We start from the raw sequence: 13,772 nt of genomic DNA, 5'->3' as shown, positions 1-13,772 counted from the left end.
ATGGCGGTCTATCAAATCAACAAAGGGATTGGTCGTAGCCCCGAGTTCAAGGGGCTACGCAGCCAATACCTCTTCATCTTCGCCGGCGGTCTGCTTGCCATACTCATTGCCTTTATGGTGCTGTATATGGCAGGCGTGAATCAATGGATATGTATCGCACTGGGAGTCATCTCCGCTTCGGTACTTGTCTGGGCGACCTTCCACCTCAATGCCAAGTATGGCGAGTGGGGCTTGATGAAGATGCAGGCTGCAAAGAACCATCCCCGCTACATCATCAACCGCAAGCGATTCTTGCGATTGATTATTCCTAACCTCAAAAACAGAAAGTCATGAGAAATGTAATGAAAGCAGCTACCCTCGAAAGCAAGTTCCCGATTCTGTCGGTTGAGCACGACTGCATCATCAGCAAGGATGCCGACATCACGGTCTGCTATCGTGTGGAGCTTCCCGAACTCTTCACCGTCACACAGGCGGAGTATGAGGCGATACACTCGGCATGGGCCAAGGCGGTCAAGGTCTTGCCGAACTACAGTATCGTGCATAAGCAGGACTTCTTCATTGAGGAGAGCTACACCCCCGAGTTGCAGAAGGAAGACCTCAGTTTCCTCAGCCGCTCTTTCGAGCGACACTTCAATGAGCGTCCTTACCTGAAGCATACTTGTTATCTGTTCCTCACCAAGACCACCAAGGAGCATAGCCGCACAACCAGCAGTTTCAATGCCCTTACCCGTGGCTTCATTATCCCGAAGGAGATGCAGGACAAGGAGGCGGTGAGCCGATTCCTGGAGTGTTGCGAGCAGTTCGAGCGTATCATCAACGACAGCGGATTCATCACGCTCACACGTCTTACGGGCGATGAGATTACAGGCACGGAGTCAACTGCGGGCATCATCGAGAAGTATTTCTCGCTCTCGCAGGAGGATACCACCTGCTTGCAGGACATCACCCTCGGAGCTGGCGAGATGAAGATTGGTGACAACTACCTCTGTCTGCATACGCTCTCCGATCCCGAAGACCTGCCGACAAGCGTAGCCACCGACAGCCGTTACGAGCGTCTCTCGACAGACCGTAGCGATTGTCGCCTCTCGTTTGCCGCACCTATCGGGGTGTTGCTCACCTGCAACCACATCGTGAACCAGTACCTCTTCATAGATGACTCTGCGGAGATGCTGCGTAAGTTCGAGCAGACAGCACGCAATATGCACTCGCTATCGCGTTACAGCCGCTCAAACCAGATTAACCGCGAGTGGATTGAGGAGTACCTGAACGAGGCACACAGCCAGGGGCTGACGGCTATCCGTGCCCACTGCAATGTCTTCGCGTGGAGCGATGACCGAGAGAAACTCAAGCGTGTGAAGAACGATGTAGGCAGTCAGCTCGCCTTGATGGAGGCCAAGCCCCGACACAATACAGTGGATACGCCTACCTTGTTCTGGGCTGCTATCCCCGGCAATGCAGGCGATTTCCCTGCCGAGGAGTCCTTCTACACCTTTATCGAGCAGGCACTATGCCTCTTTATCGAGGAGACCACAGGACAGGATTCACTCTCTCCGTTCGGTATGCGTATGGTGGACCGCTTGACGGGCAAGCCTATCCATCTGGATATTTCGGATTTGCCTATGAAACGTGGTATCATCACCAACCGCAACAAGTTCATCCTTGGTCCTTCGGGCAGTGGAAAGTCCTTCTTCACCAACCATATGGTAAGACAGTATTACGAGCAAGGTACGCATGTGCTGCTTGTCGATACGGGTAACTCTTATCAGGGGTTGTGTAACCTTATCAATGCCCGTACAGGTGGCGAGGACGGTATCTACTTCACCTACGAGGAGAGTGATCCGATAGCCTTCAATCCTTTCTATGTCGAGGACGGTGTGTTCGACATTGAGAAGAAGGAGTCCATCAAGACGCTTATCCTCACCCTGTGGAAAAGGGATGATGAGCCACCGACGAGAGCCGAGGAGGTGGCGCTCTCCAATGCCGTGAACCTTTTCTTGGAGCGTATCCGTGCAGACAAGAGCATCAAGCCCTCGTTCAATACCTTCTATGAGTTTATCCGTGACGAATATCAGGATATTCTCAAGGAGAAGCGTACACGCGAGAAGGACTTCGATGTGTGGGGATTCCTCAATGTCCTGGAGCCATACTACAAGGGTGGCGAGTATGATTTCCTATTGAACTCCGACAAGCAGTTAGACCTCTTGAACAAGCGGTTTATCGTCTTCGAGCTGGATAACATCAAGGACAACAAGGTACTCTTCCCGATAGTGACCATCATCATTATGGAGACCTTCATCAACAAGATGCGTAGGCTGAAGGGCATCCGTAAGATGATTCTCTTGGAGGAGGCGTGGAAAGCCATCAGCAAAGAGGGCATGGCCGAGTATCTGAAGTACCTCTTCAAGACCGTGCGTAAGTTCTTCGGAGAGGCTGTTGTGGTCACTCAGGAGGTCGAGGATATCATATCATCTTCGATTGTCAAGGGCACCATCATCAACAACAGCGACTGCAAGATTCTTCTCGACCAGCGTAAGTATGTGAACAAGTTCGATGAGATACAGGCTTTGCTCGGACTTACCGACAAGGAGCGTGCACAGATTCTCTCCATCAACCTCTCCAATGCTCCCGGCAGGAAGTACAAGGAGGTGTGGATAGGTCTTGGCGGAGCACAGTCGGCAGTCTATGCCACAGAGGTATCTCCTGAAGAGTACTACTGCTACACTACCGAGGAGACCGAGAAGCTGGAGTTGCAGCGGCTCACCGAGAAGTTGGACGGTAATATCGAACTGGCCATCAAGCAGCTTGCCGAGAGCAAGCGAAGCAAGTAACCCTTTTTATCAACCATTAAACATTTGAAGTATGTATAGTAACTTAAAATCAGACGAAAAGAGACGCCAGGAGGTCATCTCGTGCCTCTATTGGTCACTGATGCAGAATTGGAACATTCCGCAGTCGATGCAGGATTACTTCGGACTTACGGAAGATTACCGTCTGTATCATCAGTTGGAGGATATGGATCCTGCAATCTATCGGCAGAAAAGAGCAACGGGAGAGATACCTGATGTGCTTGAGGTGGATGCAAGGCTGACACGAGCCGTGGAGAAGATCTTCGAGAGTATCTGTGAACGACCTCCCGTGCCTTATCTCAACAAACTGAATGATGAGTTGGAGAAGCTGGGGCAGATTGCACATTTCCCCGACAATGTTCACGACACCATCCATATCCGTCCCGATTTCCTTGCCAAGTACGGTATTGACAGGAAGGCTTCTTCGGAAGAGTGTTCTGCCAAGGCTGAAAAGGCATATCGTGAACTCGATGCCCGCTTTGTCAGGATGACAGGCAGAAGACCTTATGCTGATGAGCTTTTCAACGGAATGAAGAAGAGGCAGAGCGACTCTTCCGAGGAGAGACCGTCCCGAAAGCAGCATATCCGACAGAAACCCAAATCAAGAGGTCGCAAGATGGGACTGTGATTTCAGTAAGACAATGATTAAGTATTCACCCTTTAATTCGTAACAGTATGAGATTGAAAATTTTTATACTCTGTCTGGTGGCTCTCTTTGTCAGCCAGACATCGAGGGCGCAGTGGGTGGTGACAGACCCCGGCAACCTCGCACAAGGCATCATCAATGCCACGAAGAACATCGTGCATACATCCTCTACGGCAAGTACGATGATTCAGAACTTCCAGGAGACAGTAAAGATCTATAAGCAGGGCAAGGAGTACTACGATGCTCTGAAGAAGGTGAAGAACCTTGTCCGCGATGCACGCAAGGTACAGCAGACCATCCTGCTTGTGGGCGACATTACCGACATCTATGTAAACAGCTTTGAGCGTATGCTGAACGACCCCTATTTTACGGTGGAGGAACTCAGTGCCATAGCTTTGGGATATACGAAACTGCTCGAAGAGAGTGCCCACCTCTTAAATGACCTTAAATCGGTTGTCAATGAGAACGGACTCTCGATGAGCGACAAGGACCGTATGGATATCATCGATAAGTGTTACAGCGAGATGCTCCAATACCGTGGGCTTGTGCAGTATTACACCAACAAGAACATCGGGGTGTCTTACCTCAGAGCGAAGAAGCAGAACGATGTTGACCGTGTGATGTCCCTCTACGGCTCGCCGAGTGAACGCTATTGGTAAATCTGAAATCCTACGACTATGGTACTATTAGCAGTAAACTTTGAAAATCTGCATCAGATACTCCAGAGTCTGTATGAGGATATGATGCCCCTCTGTTCGCAGATGACGGGTGTCGCCAAAGGACTTGCCGGATTGGGTGCTCTCTTCTATGTCGCCTATCGTGTCTGGCAGTCGTTGGCAAGAGCCGAGCCTATAGATGTCTTTCCGCTCCTGCGTCCCTTTGCTCTCGGATTGTGTATCATGTTCTTTCCGACATTGGTGTTGGGCACACTCAACAGCGTAATGTCGCCCATCGTGACGGGAACGCACAGAATCCTTGAAACGCAGACCTTCGATATGAACGAGTATCGTAGGCAGAAGGACAAGCTGGAATTTGAGGCGATGAAACGCAATCCCGAAACAGCCTACCTTGTGGATAAGGAGTCCTTTGACAACAAGCTCGATGAGTTGGGTGCGTTGGATGCGATTGAGGCTTGCGGAATGTATGTGGATCGTGCGATGTACAATATGAAAAAGGCTGTTCAGAACTTCTTCCGTGAACTGTTGGAACTGATGTTCAATGCCGCAGCCCTTGTCATAGACACGCTGAGAACATTCTTCCTCATCGTCCTCTCGATACTCGGACCTATATCCTTTGCGATAGCCTGTTGGGACGGATTCCATGCCTCACTCACGCAGTGGTTTGTCCGATACATAAGCATCTATCTGTGGCTACCTGTGAGCGACCTTTTCAGCAGCGTGCTTGCACGCATACAGGTACTGATGCTACAGAAGGACATCGAGCAACTGTCTGATCCCAACTTCATCCCTGACGGGTCAAATGCGGTCTATATCACCTTCCTCATTATCGGCATCATCGGATATTTCACCATTCCGACAGTGGCCAACTGGATAATCCAGGCAGGCGGCGGTGCAGGTAACTATGGCAGGAACGTAGCCCAGACAGCGAGCCGCACGGGATCGATTGCAGCAGGTGCGACAGGTGCCGCCATCGGCAACATCGCAGGAAGATTACTTAAACGATAACCTATTAAACAGTATTCAAATGGAATTCAAATCATTTAAAAACATCGAGACCGGCTTCAGACAGATACGTTTCTTCGGCATTGCCTACCTCTTTGTCTGTGCTTCACTTGTGGGCTTCTCGCTTTGGAAGGCATACAGCTTTGCCGAGGCACAACGACAGAAGATATATGTCCTTGACGAGGGCAAGTCGCTGATGCTGGCTCTCTCGCAGGACTTGGAGCAGAACCGTCCTGTGGAAGCAAGGGAGCATGTGAAGCGTTTCCACGAACTATTCTTCACGCTTGCACCCGACAAGAGTGCCATCGAGGGTAATATCCAGAGGGCAATGTTTCTGAGCGACCGCTCGGCATATGAGCACTACAGCGACCTTGCGGAGCAGGGGTATTACAACCGTATCATCTCAGGCAATGTATCGCAGCGTATCGAGGTAGATAGCATAAGCTGCAACTTCAACCACTATCCCTACGAGGTGGTGACATACGCAAGGCTATCCATCATCCGCGAGAAGAGTATCACCGAACGAAGCCTTGTAACCAAAGGGCGACTGCTCAACTCCACACGCAGCGACAACAACCCTCACGGATTCATCTTCGAGGCGTTCCGTGTGGTGGAGAACAAGGACCTGAGAGTCTATGACAGATAACCCAATTATTCACCATTAACATTTACAGCGATGAAAAAGTACATTCAGAAAATCAAGGATTCAATCAACAAGTCTTGGAACAACAAGGCATCGAAGACCAAACGCCTTATCATCTACGGCCTCTTGCTGGCGTATATGGGAGTGGCCCTTTATGTCATCTTTATGCCTGCTCCCGATTACAGATATGAGGAGTATGTCAGAAGTGAGCCGCCTGCCACCAATCTGATTATCGAGGAGGAGGCAACTCCTGCCGACAGCCTCTCGGATGAGAAGATACGGGAGATGGAAGAGTTCTTTAACCAATTTAATTCAGAGAGCTATGAGTAACGATGCAAATGCTCTGAAAAGAAAGGAGCAAATCAAGAAAATTCTTGTGTATGGCGGAATGGTTATGCTATGCCTTGTATCATTCTACTTCATCTTCAAGCCATCGAAGGAGCAGGTGCAGGCGGAACAGCAGAAGGTAGGCTTCAACGCCGAACTTCCCGATCCGCGAGGTGCAGGCATCGAAGCGGATAAGATTGCAGCCTACGAACTGGAGGATATGCGTGTCAAGCAGGAGCAGAAGATGCGTACCCTTGAGGACTTTACGGCAATGACCACCGATGACGAGGAGGAAGAGGTGGTCGAGATACCCGAGGAACCGAGATATACAGGTGGTGGCTCATCCTATCGAAGTGGCAGTAGCAGTCGGAGCAACTCGTTCTCTACATCCACATCTGCCTACAACGACATCAATGCTACGCTCGGCAGTTTCTACGAAGAGCCGCGTGAGGATCCTGAAAAGGAGGCTCTGAAAGTGGAACTTGAGGAGCTGAAGCAGTCGATGGCACAGCAGCAGAACAGCCAGCCGACATATGCCGACCAGGTGGCACTTTTGGAGAAGTCATACGAGCTTGCAGCGAAGTATATGCCCGGAGGTACTGCTGCAACCTCCGAGGGCGCAGCCGAGGAGGTGGAGACCACCACACGAAGTGGCAAGGCGAAGGCACAGCCCGTAGGTCATGTAACGACTCCCGTAGTGTCGGCACTCGCTCAACCTGTAAGCGACTCGGTGATGATAGCACGGATGGCACAATCCGTAGGCAGTGGCTTTCACACTGCGGTAGGCGAAGCACCGAAGCAGACAGCACGTAACACCATCAAGGCGTGTGTGCATGGCGACCAGACGATCATCAGCGGTCAGAGTGTGCGGCTCAGGCTCTTGGAGGCGATGCGTGTCGGAAAGTATGTACTGCCACGAAACACCCTCATCACGGGTGAAGGCAGCATCAAAGGCGAAAGGCTCGACATCGAGATTCTTCAGGTGGAGCATAACGGAACGATCATTCCCGTAGAACTTACCGTCCACGACAATGACGGACAGGCGGGAATCTTCATACCCGGCTCCATGGAGGCGAGTGCGGCAAAGGAGATGGCGGCAAATCTGGGACAGAACCTCGGAACGAGCATATCCATCACCAACCAGTCTGCCGGAGACCAACTGCTATCCGAAGTAGGTCGCGGTGCCATACAGGGCGTGTCGCAGTACATCTCCAAGAAGATGCGTGAAGAGAAGGTACACCTCAAATCAGGATATACACTGATGCTTTATCAAAACAATCAATAACCTATTAAAACATTAAAGACATGAAAAAGATTTTTGTAATGCTTGCCCTCACGATGGGCGTTGTAAGTGCCAATGCACAGTCGGTTGATTCAACCGCAGTAACTAACACAGTAGCCGGTGATGTTACCCTCACTACGGACATCTATCCGCAGCAGGAGGATGGTGACATCTATCACGGGCTGACAAAGAAGCTGACCTTTGACCGTATGATACCGCCTTACGGCTTGGAGGTGACATATGACAAGACCACTCACATCATCTTCCCTGCGGCAGTACGCTATGTCGATCTCGGCTCGCCTAACCTTATTGCAGGTAAGGCCGATGGCTCGGAGAATGTGATTCGTGTGAAGGCTACGGTAAAGAACTTCCGCGATGAGACCAATATGTCGGTGATTACCGAGAGCGGCAGTTTCTACACCTTCAATGTGAAGTACTCGGATGAGCCTCTGCTCCTGAATATCGAGATGAAGGACTTTATTCACGATGGCAGTGAGGTAAACCGTCCCAACAATGCTCTCGACATCTATTTGCAGGAGCTTGGCAGTGAGTCGCCGAAGTTGGTACACCTTATCAGCAAGGCTATCCACAAGGACAACAAACGCCACATCAAGCACATCGGCTGCAAGGCGTTCGGCATCCAGTATCTGTTGCGTGGACTCTACACCCACAATGGTTTGCTCTACTTCCATACGCAGGTGAAGAACACATCGAATGTACCATACGAGGTGGACTTTGTGACCTTCAAGATTGTGGATAAGCAGGTGATGAAGCGTACAGCCATTCAGGAGCAGGTCATCTTCCCTCTGCGTGCCTATGACTATGCCACAACCGTTGCGGGCAACAAGGATGAGCGTACTGTATTTGTGTTCGACAAGTTCACCATCCCTGCCGACAAGGTGCTTGTGGTGGAGATGCACGAGAAGAGCGGTGGCAGACACCAGACCTTCACCGTGGAGAGTGAGGACATCGTAAGAGCAAAGGTAATCAACGAACTTAAAGTGAAGTAACCATGAAAAAGTATCTGTTTCTACTTGTCGCAGTCGTATCGCTTGCCCTGTCATCAGGGCAGGCATACGCCCAGCGTTATCTCCCGAAGATGATGGGTGTGGAACTCAGAGGCGGCTTTGTAAACGGCTCGAAATCTCCGCTCAACTACTACACGGGAATAGCGATGTCGGGATATACCAAGAAGGCTAACCGCTGGGTGGTCGGTGCAGAATATCTGCTCAAGAACTACGACTATCGTGGTACATCCATTCCTCGTGCCCAGTTCACAGCCGAGGGCGGTTACTATCTGAAGTTCTTGTCCGATCCCACAAAGACCTTCTTCCTCTCCATCGGTGGCTCTGCATTGGCAGGCTACGAAACGGTGAATTGGGGCGATAGATTACTACACGACGGCTCTACGCTGCTTGCCAAGGATGCCTTCATCTATGGCGGTGCCATCACCCTTGAATTGGAGAGTTATATAACAGACCGTATTGTCCTGCTTGCCAATGTGCGTGAGCGTGTCCTCTGGGGAGGCTCACTCGGCAAGTTCAGCACTCAATTCGGCTTAGGTGTCAAATTTATAATCAATTAAAAGCGTTATGAAAAAGTTATTTTCCTATATGATGGTTTGCGGTGCCATGATGACCGCTGTATTAGGCTTCACATCTTGCGAGGATGACCTCGATGTTCAGCAAGCCTATCCTTTTAAGGTTGAGACAATGCCTGTACCCAAGCGATTGGTACAGGGCGAGACAGCAGAGATACGCTGTGAGATTGTCCGTGAGGGGTATTTCTCCGATACTCGCTACACAATCCGTTACTTCCAGCCCGATGGCGAGGGTACATTGAGAATGGATGACGGTATGGTGTTACTCCCGAATGACCGCTATCCGCTTGACAGAGATGTGTTCCGTCTGTACTATACCTCAGAGTGTGAAGACCAGCAGACGATAGATGTCTATTTCGAGGATAACCACGACCAGCTCTATCAGCTCACATTCACATTCAATAATGAGGCGAAGGAGGAAGAGGATACCACAGAGGGTAACACGATTACTCCCATAGGAACTATCGTCTCTCCAATCAACATCAATCCTTAAACAACGGTGGCAGGCACTCGCTTGTCGGGTGTCTGCCGCCATAACCAATCACTAAAAGAGAATCTATGAGAATAAAATTGATGATTATTTGTCTGACCTTGCTTTGTGGATATGCCAAGGCACAGACACGTGGCGGCGACTCATCGCCACCACTACCCAAGGAGATTTCTGCGGAACTGTTCGATAAGGCGGTAGCACTTATCAAGGAGTTTGAGGGGTGGCACTCGGCAAAACACTATCCATACATCGGTTATGGTCATAAACTGCTTCCACACGAAAACCTGACAGCCGATATTACCGAGGAACAAGCGGATTCGTTACTCAGAGCCGACCTATTGGAGCGATACAAGTATTTCCGACAGTATGGGAAAGATGCTCTGTTGCTGACGGTTTTGGCTTACAATGTCGGCCATAGCAGATTGTTAGGATATGGTAAACGCCCGAAGAGTAACCTTATCAAGAAAATCGAGTCCGGCGACAGAGATTTTTACGAAGAGTATATCTCGTACCGTTGCTACAAAGGCAAGCCTATTCCCAGCATCGAACGCCGCAGAAAAAGAGAGTTTCAATTGCTGTATATCCCGTAGCCGTTATTTAAAGAGCCTTCCCTTAAGCAATTGAGTGGAGGCTCTTATTGTATCATCTTAAACCAAATCACATTATGGCAACAATTAAAGTAAAACTACGTCCATCATCAGTCGCAGGGCGTGCAGGAACTGTATATTATCAAGTGACTCATCGTAGAGCGACACAACAGATAACAACCAATATCCGATTGCAGCCTGACGAATGGGATGCAATAGGTGAACAGGTTGTTGTAAGTGTTGCAGACAAGAGCATTATTCAGAATCGTATAGATAGTGATATTGCACTATTGAAACGAATTGTCAAAGACTTGGATAATAGCGGAGTAACCTATTCGGTTGGAGATATTATCAAACGCTACAAGTCTCCAGAATGTCATGTGTCTGTATTGGACTTTATGAAGAATCAGATACGGTTGATGCGTAATGCCAATCGTTTGGGTACAGCCCTGAACTATGAGAAAACGATGAAAAACTTCGCCGAGTTTCTTGGTGGAGTCAACTTGCCGTTTTCGGCAATGACGGAACAACTTATTGCGGACTACAATGCCTTCCTTGTGCAGCGAGGGATGGTTAGGAACTCTATTTCATTCTATATGCGTATAATGCGTGCCGTTTACAACAAGGCAGTTAGACACAAGTTTGTTGAACAATCACATCCGTTTACAGAGGTTTATACTGGTATAGATCGTACCCGCAAGCGTGCTGTTTCAGAGTCTGTAATATCGCAGTTATATAAACTGAAATTAACAGAAGATACTCCTCTTGCACTTGCAAGGGATATATTTATTTTCAGCTATTGTACCCGTGGAATGGCATTCGTAGATATTGCCTATTTGAAGAAAGAAAACATTCAAAACGGAGTGATATGTTATGCCCGTCGCAAAACGGGACAATTATTGAGTGTGCGTATAGAACCAAGTATCCAGCGTATAATTGACAGATATTCATCGGCATTATCGCCTTATGTTTTCCCTATTTTGACTTCTACGGACACAAAGGAGGCATACGAAGAGTATCAAGTCGCAATCAACAACCATAATAGACAGTTGAGACGATTATCAAAGATGTTGCCTGCCGGTTGCAAATTGACATCATACACTTCTCGCCACAGTTGGGCTACCGCTGCGAGAAATCATAATGTTCCCATTTCTGTCATCAGTGCTGGTATGGGACATACCTCGGAACAGACAACGCAGATTTATCTAACAATGTTGGAAAACTCGGTGATAGATGATGCCAATCAAGGACTTATCAGGTCTTTATTGGAGTAGTTCCACGAAAGAACTATAATTGCAATGTAAGACCTTGATTAAAAATGTAATGCAAAATAAATAACTGACATTTTCATAACATTTTTAATCATAGCCTACTGATTTATAAAAATTTACAAGCTATACAAACATTCATCTTTTATCTTTATAAAATAACAAAATTTTCATAATTCGTTGAATATAAATTTATTTGGTGTCATCATTTAATTTTTTGAAGAAGAAAAAATAATCGCCTGTTTCTACCTTTCCTTGAACAATTTTTAGTAATTTTGCAAACGGAGTATAGTTCTTTCGTGGAACTATTAGAAATAAATGAATCCATTAGTGTCCCATTTTAACGGGACACTAATGAAACAAGTATTAAAATCCGATTCAACAAATTGTGCCAACAATTCAAAAACAACTCTAATTATGTAAGTATTGATGATTATACAATAGCAGATGATGAAGATATTGCTTACGAACTGACAGTACATGATAAAAGATATGAAGCTGTATTTTACCAAAAGCCATTAGCGATAGATTCTACAAAGATAGCTGAAAAATTGAAAGAAACAGTTTTATCAAAGTACACTCAACAGGAACTGGATAATCCAACAGAAGAAATCCAGAAAGACATATATAAAATGTCTTTAGATTATGCTATAGAAATAGTGTTAAAGAAGCCTGTTTGGTTTATAATTTCTGAATTTGCGGGGGGATACTATATCACCATGTTCTATGATAATGAGTATAATAGGGCAAATGGTGAAGATTTATGATAATAACCATTGAAATAATGTTTAGATGATTATTTACGACAATACTCTAAAGTCATATTTTTAAAAACTTTATAGTATTTGCGTTATTTGGGTAAATCTTTCTCACTCATATCAATATCATCCATTAAAAGAGTATAAATATTGGATAGGGTCATCAAGATATACATTATCAAATCATAGAATAATATCAAATTTATAGTTGTCAATATAAGTTTTATGATACTATCTTTTGATAATAAGCATTATCTTTGCAACATCCCTTGAGAGAAGACATTTGAAACATAACTAAGAAAGAGCCTTATAATGTTGTATGGCTTACTTGATGTATGCAATCCAACCAGGCAATGATTTCAAGCGGGAATTAAAGATTCTACTGGCAAACTGTTCCATAGTAGATGTTGCTGCAATGAAATTTCCTAAGTTGTGGTATACACTTATATTGAACTCACGTTAAAATAAGCAAATAACAATAATATATCATCATCTAATAAAAACTAATTTATGAAAAAATCATTGTTTGTATTTTTCTTGTGTCTGATGTCTTTTGCATCAACAAATGCACAGACTTCCACTTCCAACACGAAAACAACAGTTGCCTCGCCTGACAGTAACGTAAATTTTCGTCTGTATCAAACAAATAACCGTTGGACATTCTTGAAATTGGACACACGAACAGGTGTGATAATGCATGTGCAATATAGTACAGATAGTGATGCTATGCAGTATGAATTGAACAGCATGCCATTAGCAGAAGGCGAAGATGCAAAATCTGGTCGTTTCTTTCTTTATCCGACTGAAAACACTTTTAATTTTATTCTTCTCGATCAAGTAGATGGGAGAGTTTGGCAGGTTCAGTGGAATATAGATAAGAACAAGCGTGGTATTTGGCGGATATATTAGACTAATTCATGACACAGCCTCAGCAAAAACCATATTTGACGTATGCACTTGATGCGGATAGTAAGTTGATACACATTGATAGTGTATCAACAGGTTTGGCATGTAAGTGCTTTTGTCCACATTGTAAAAGTGAATTGGTGGCTAAGAATGGAGGAAGCCGTAAGGTTCATCACTTTGCGCACGCTAACGGAAGTGATTGTGTCGGAGCAATAGAGTCGGCTCTCCACAAAATGGCTAAGGATATTTTGCAAGAACATAAACTTATTATGTTGCCTCCTGTTCGACAAGGTGGAACAGAAAAGCGAACTGTATTCGGTAAAGTAGAAATAGAGGTGTTTGACAGAGAATTGTCTTTGCGCCCTGATTGTATTGGGTATACAGAAAATGGTTGTATTATGTGGGTGGAGTTCAAACGCTCACACGAAGTGGATATCAAAAAGGCCGGCAAGATTATTTCAGCAAAAATAGATTGTGTGGAAATAGATTTAAACTCTTGTGAACTTGACCCTGCAAAAGTTAAAAGTTTCATCGAAAACAGTGGAGAAAGGCGTAAGTGGATTTATAACCACGAGAATTTACATCCATTTCAATTTTACGAAAAGAATAACTACACCTGTTGGTTGAATTAGATTAGAGAATATTTTATCTTTCCAATCGGACGATGATTAACGAAATTGACATATTGCATGAACGTCAATGCTGCGATTTTACCAGCCATGCGGGTAAAGAGGCCG

Annotated in this window: 16 protein-coding genes and 1 pseudogene; 16 read left to right on the top strand and 1 reads right to left on the bottom strand. The window is 46.4% G+C overall.

Features of this window, described 5'->3' with window-relative positions; genetic code table 11:
- The 16 genes from NBH06_RS13290 to NBH06_RS13215 all read left to right on the top strand — a co-directional run bounded on the left by NBH06_RS13290 (position 1) and on the right by NBH06_RS13215 (position 13,667).
- Complete coding sequence (locus NBH06_RS13290) at positions 1-333, top strand: DUF4133 domain-containing protein (protein ID WP_007834043.1); 333 nt, start codon at positions 1-3, stop codon at positions 331-333.
- Positions 330-2,828, top strand: a complete 2,499-nt coding sequence (locus tag NBH06_RS13285) for a TraG family conjugative transposon ATPase (RefSeq protein ID WP_250794776.1) — start codon at positions 330-332, stop codon at positions 2,826-2,828. Before NBH06_RS13290 ends, NBH06_RS13285 begins: the two co-directional genes overlap by 4 nt.
- A 31-nt stretch (positions 2,829-2,859) precedes the next feature.
- A complete protein-coding gene (locus NBH06_RS13280; protein ID WP_007834038.1) occupies positions 2,860-3,474 on the top strand; it encodes a hypothetical protein in 615 nt (204 codons plus the stop codon).
- A gap of 47 nt (positions 3,475-3,521) precedes the next feature.
- On the top strand, positions 3,522-4,151 hold the full coding sequence (locus NBH06_RS13275; RefSeq protein WP_007834029.1) for a DUF4141 domain-containing protein: 630 nt from the start codon (positions 3,522-3,524) through the stop codon (positions 4,149-4,151).
- Positions 4,152-4,169: 18 nt separating this feature from the next.
- Positions 4,170-5,177 (top strand): conjugative transposon protein TraJ, encoded by a 1,008-nt coding sequence (traJ, locus tag NBH06_RS13270; protein ID WP_007834027.1) that lies wholly within the window; start codon positions 4,170-4,172, stop codon positions 5,175-5,177.
- Positions 5,178-5,196: 19 nt separating this feature from the next.
- Positions 5,197-5,820 carry a conjugative transposon protein TraK gene (traK, locus tag NBH06_RS13265; RefSeq protein ID WP_007834025.1) on the top strand — a complete coding sequence of 208 codons (624 nt, stop codon included), beginning with the start codon at positions 5,197-5,199 and terminating at the stop codon, positions 5,818-5,820.
- A gap of 30 nt (positions 5,821-5,850) precedes the next feature.
- Positions 5,851-6,147 (top strand): hypothetical protein, encoded by a 297-nt coding sequence (locus NBH06_RS13260; protein WP_007834023.1) that lies wholly within the window; start codon positions 5,851-5,853, stop codon positions 6,145-6,147.
- Complete coding sequence (gene traM, locus NBH06_RS13255; RefSeq protein ID WP_007834016.1) at positions 6,140-7,429, top strand: conjugative transposon protein TraM; 1,290 nt, start codon at positions 6,140-6,142, stop codon at positions 7,427-7,429. The genes NBH06_RS13260 and traM overlap by 8 nt, the downstream gene beginning before the upstream one ends.
- A gap of 20 nt (positions 7,430-7,449) precedes the next feature.
- On the top strand, positions 7,450-8,436 hold the full coding sequence (gene traN, locus NBH06_RS13250) for a conjugative transposon protein TraN (RefSeq protein ID WP_007834015.1): 987 nt from the start codon (positions 7,450-7,452) through the stop codon (positions 8,434-8,436).
- Positions 8,437-8,438: 2 nt separating this feature from the next.
- Positions 8,439-9,011: a conjugal transfer protein TraO gene (locus tag NBH06_RS13245; protein ID WP_007834014.1), complete on the top strand. Its 573-nt coding sequence runs from the start codon at positions 8,439-8,441 to the stop codon at positions 9,009-9,011.
- Between the two features lie 7 nt (positions 9,012-9,018).
- Positions 9,019-9,519, top strand: a complete 501-nt coding sequence (locus tag NBH06_RS13240; RefSeq protein WP_007834013.1) for a DUF3872 domain-containing protein — start codon at positions 9,019-9,021, stop codon at positions 9,517-9,519.
- Positions 9,520-9,584: 65 nt separating this feature from the next.
- Positions 9,585-10,106, top strand: a complete 522-nt coding sequence (locus tag NBH06_RS13235; RefSeq protein ID WP_007834012.1) for a glycoside hydrolase family protein — start codon at positions 9,585-9,587, stop codon at positions 10,104-10,106.
- A 74-nt stretch (positions 10,107-10,180) separates the two neighbouring features.
- Entirely contained in the window at positions 10,181-11,377 is a 1,197-nt protein-coding gene (locus NBH06_RS13230) for a site-specific integrase (protein ID WP_007834011.1), read from the top strand.
- 380 nt (positions 11,378-11,757) lie between these two features.
- Positions 11,758-12,138, top strand: a complete 381-nt coding sequence (locus tag NBH06_RS13225; RefSeq protein ID WP_250794772.1) for a hypothetical protein — start codon at positions 11,758-11,760, stop codon at positions 12,136-12,138.
- Between the two features lie 501 nt (positions 12,139-12,639).
- Positions 12,640-13,038, top strand: coding sequence for a hypothetical protein (locus NBH06_RS13220; protein WP_074023947.1), 399 nt, complete (start codon positions 12,640-12,642; stop codon positions 13,036-13,038).
- Between the two features lie 8 nt (positions 13,039-13,046).
- Positions 13,047-13,667 carry a competence protein CoiA family protein gene (locus tag NBH06_RS13215; protein ID WP_250794770.1) on the top strand — a complete coding sequence of 207 codons (621 nt, stop codon included), beginning with the start codon at positions 13,047-13,049 and terminating at the stop codon, positions 13,665-13,667.
- On the opposite strand, the pseudogene NBH06_RS13210 reads toward NBH06_RS13215, so the two are convergent.
- Positions 13,664-13,772 (bottom strand): annotated as a pseudogene (locus tag NBH06_RS13210) (IS982 family transposase); the annotation flags it as partial. The gene NBH06_RS13215 and the pseudogene NBH06_RS13210 overlap by 4 nt on opposite strands.

The sequence above is a fragment of the Barnesiella sp. B2-R-119 genome (assembly GCF_023656675.1).
Taxonomy (GTDB): Bacteria; Bacteroidota; Bacteroidia; order Bacteroidales; family Barnesiellaceae; genus Barnesiella; species Barnesiella intestinihominis.
Note: the sequence above shows the minus strand (reverse complement) of the source record. Positions and strands in the feature narration are given on the sequence as shown.

Bases quoted from the DNA above. Each gene is read 5' to 3' on its own strand.
- NBH06_RS13290 (WP_007834043.1), top strand. From the start codon at position 1: ATGGCGGTCTATCAAATCAACAAAGGGATTGGTCGTAGCCCCGAGTTC.
- NBH06_RS13285 (WP_250794776.1), top strand. From the start codon at position 330: ATGAGAAATGTAATGAAAGCAGCTACCCTCGAAAGCAAGTTCCCGATT.
- NBH06_RS13280 (WP_007834038.1), top strand. From the start codon at position 2,860: ATGTATAGTAACTTAAAATCAGACGAAAAGAGACGCCAGGAGGTCATC.
- NBH06_RS13275 (WP_007834029.1), top strand. From the start codon at position 3,522: ATGAGATTGAAAATTTTTATACTCTGTCTGGTGGCTCTCTTTGTCAGC.
- traJ (WP_007834027.1), top strand. From the start codon at position 4,170: ATGGTACTATTAGCAGTAAACTTTGAAAATCTGCATCAGATACTCCAG.
- traK (WP_007834025.1), top strand. From the start codon at position 5,197: ATGGAATTCAAATCATTTAAAAACATCGAGACCGGCTTCAGACAGATA.
- NBH06_RS13260 (WP_007834023.1), top strand. From the start codon at position 5,851: ATGAAAAAGTACATTCAGAAAATCAAGGATTCAATCAACAAGTCTTGG.
- traM (WP_007834016.1), top strand. From the start codon at position 6,140: ATGAGTAACGATGCAAATGCTCTGAAAAGAAAGGAGCAAATCAAGAAA.
- traN (WP_007834015.1), top strand. From the start codon at position 7,450: ATGAAAAAGATTTTTGTAATGCTTGCCCTCACGATGGGCGTTGTAAGT.
- NBH06_RS13245 (WP_007834014.1), top strand. From the start codon at position 8,439: ATGAAAAAGTATCTGTTTCTACTTGTCGCAGTCGTATCGCTTGCCCTG.
- NBH06_RS13240 (WP_007834013.1), top strand. From the start codon at position 9,019: ATGAAAAAGTTATTTTCCTATATGATGGTTTGCGGTGCCATGATGACC.
- NBH06_RS13235 (WP_007834012.1), top strand. From the start codon at position 9,585: ATGAGAATAAAATTGATGATTATTTGTCTGACCTTGCTTTGTGGATAT.
- NBH06_RS13230 (WP_007834011.1), top strand. From the start codon at position 10,181: ATGGCAACAATTAAAGTAAAACTACGTCCATCATCAGTCGCAGGGCGT.
- NBH06_RS13220 (WP_074023947.1), top strand. From the start codon at position 12,640: ATGAAAAAATCATTGTTTGTATTTTTCTTGTGTCTGATGTCTTTTGCA.
- NBH06_RS13215 (WP_250794770.1), top strand. From the start codon at position 13,047: ATGACACAGCCTCAGCAAAAACCATATTTGACGTATGCACTTGATGCG.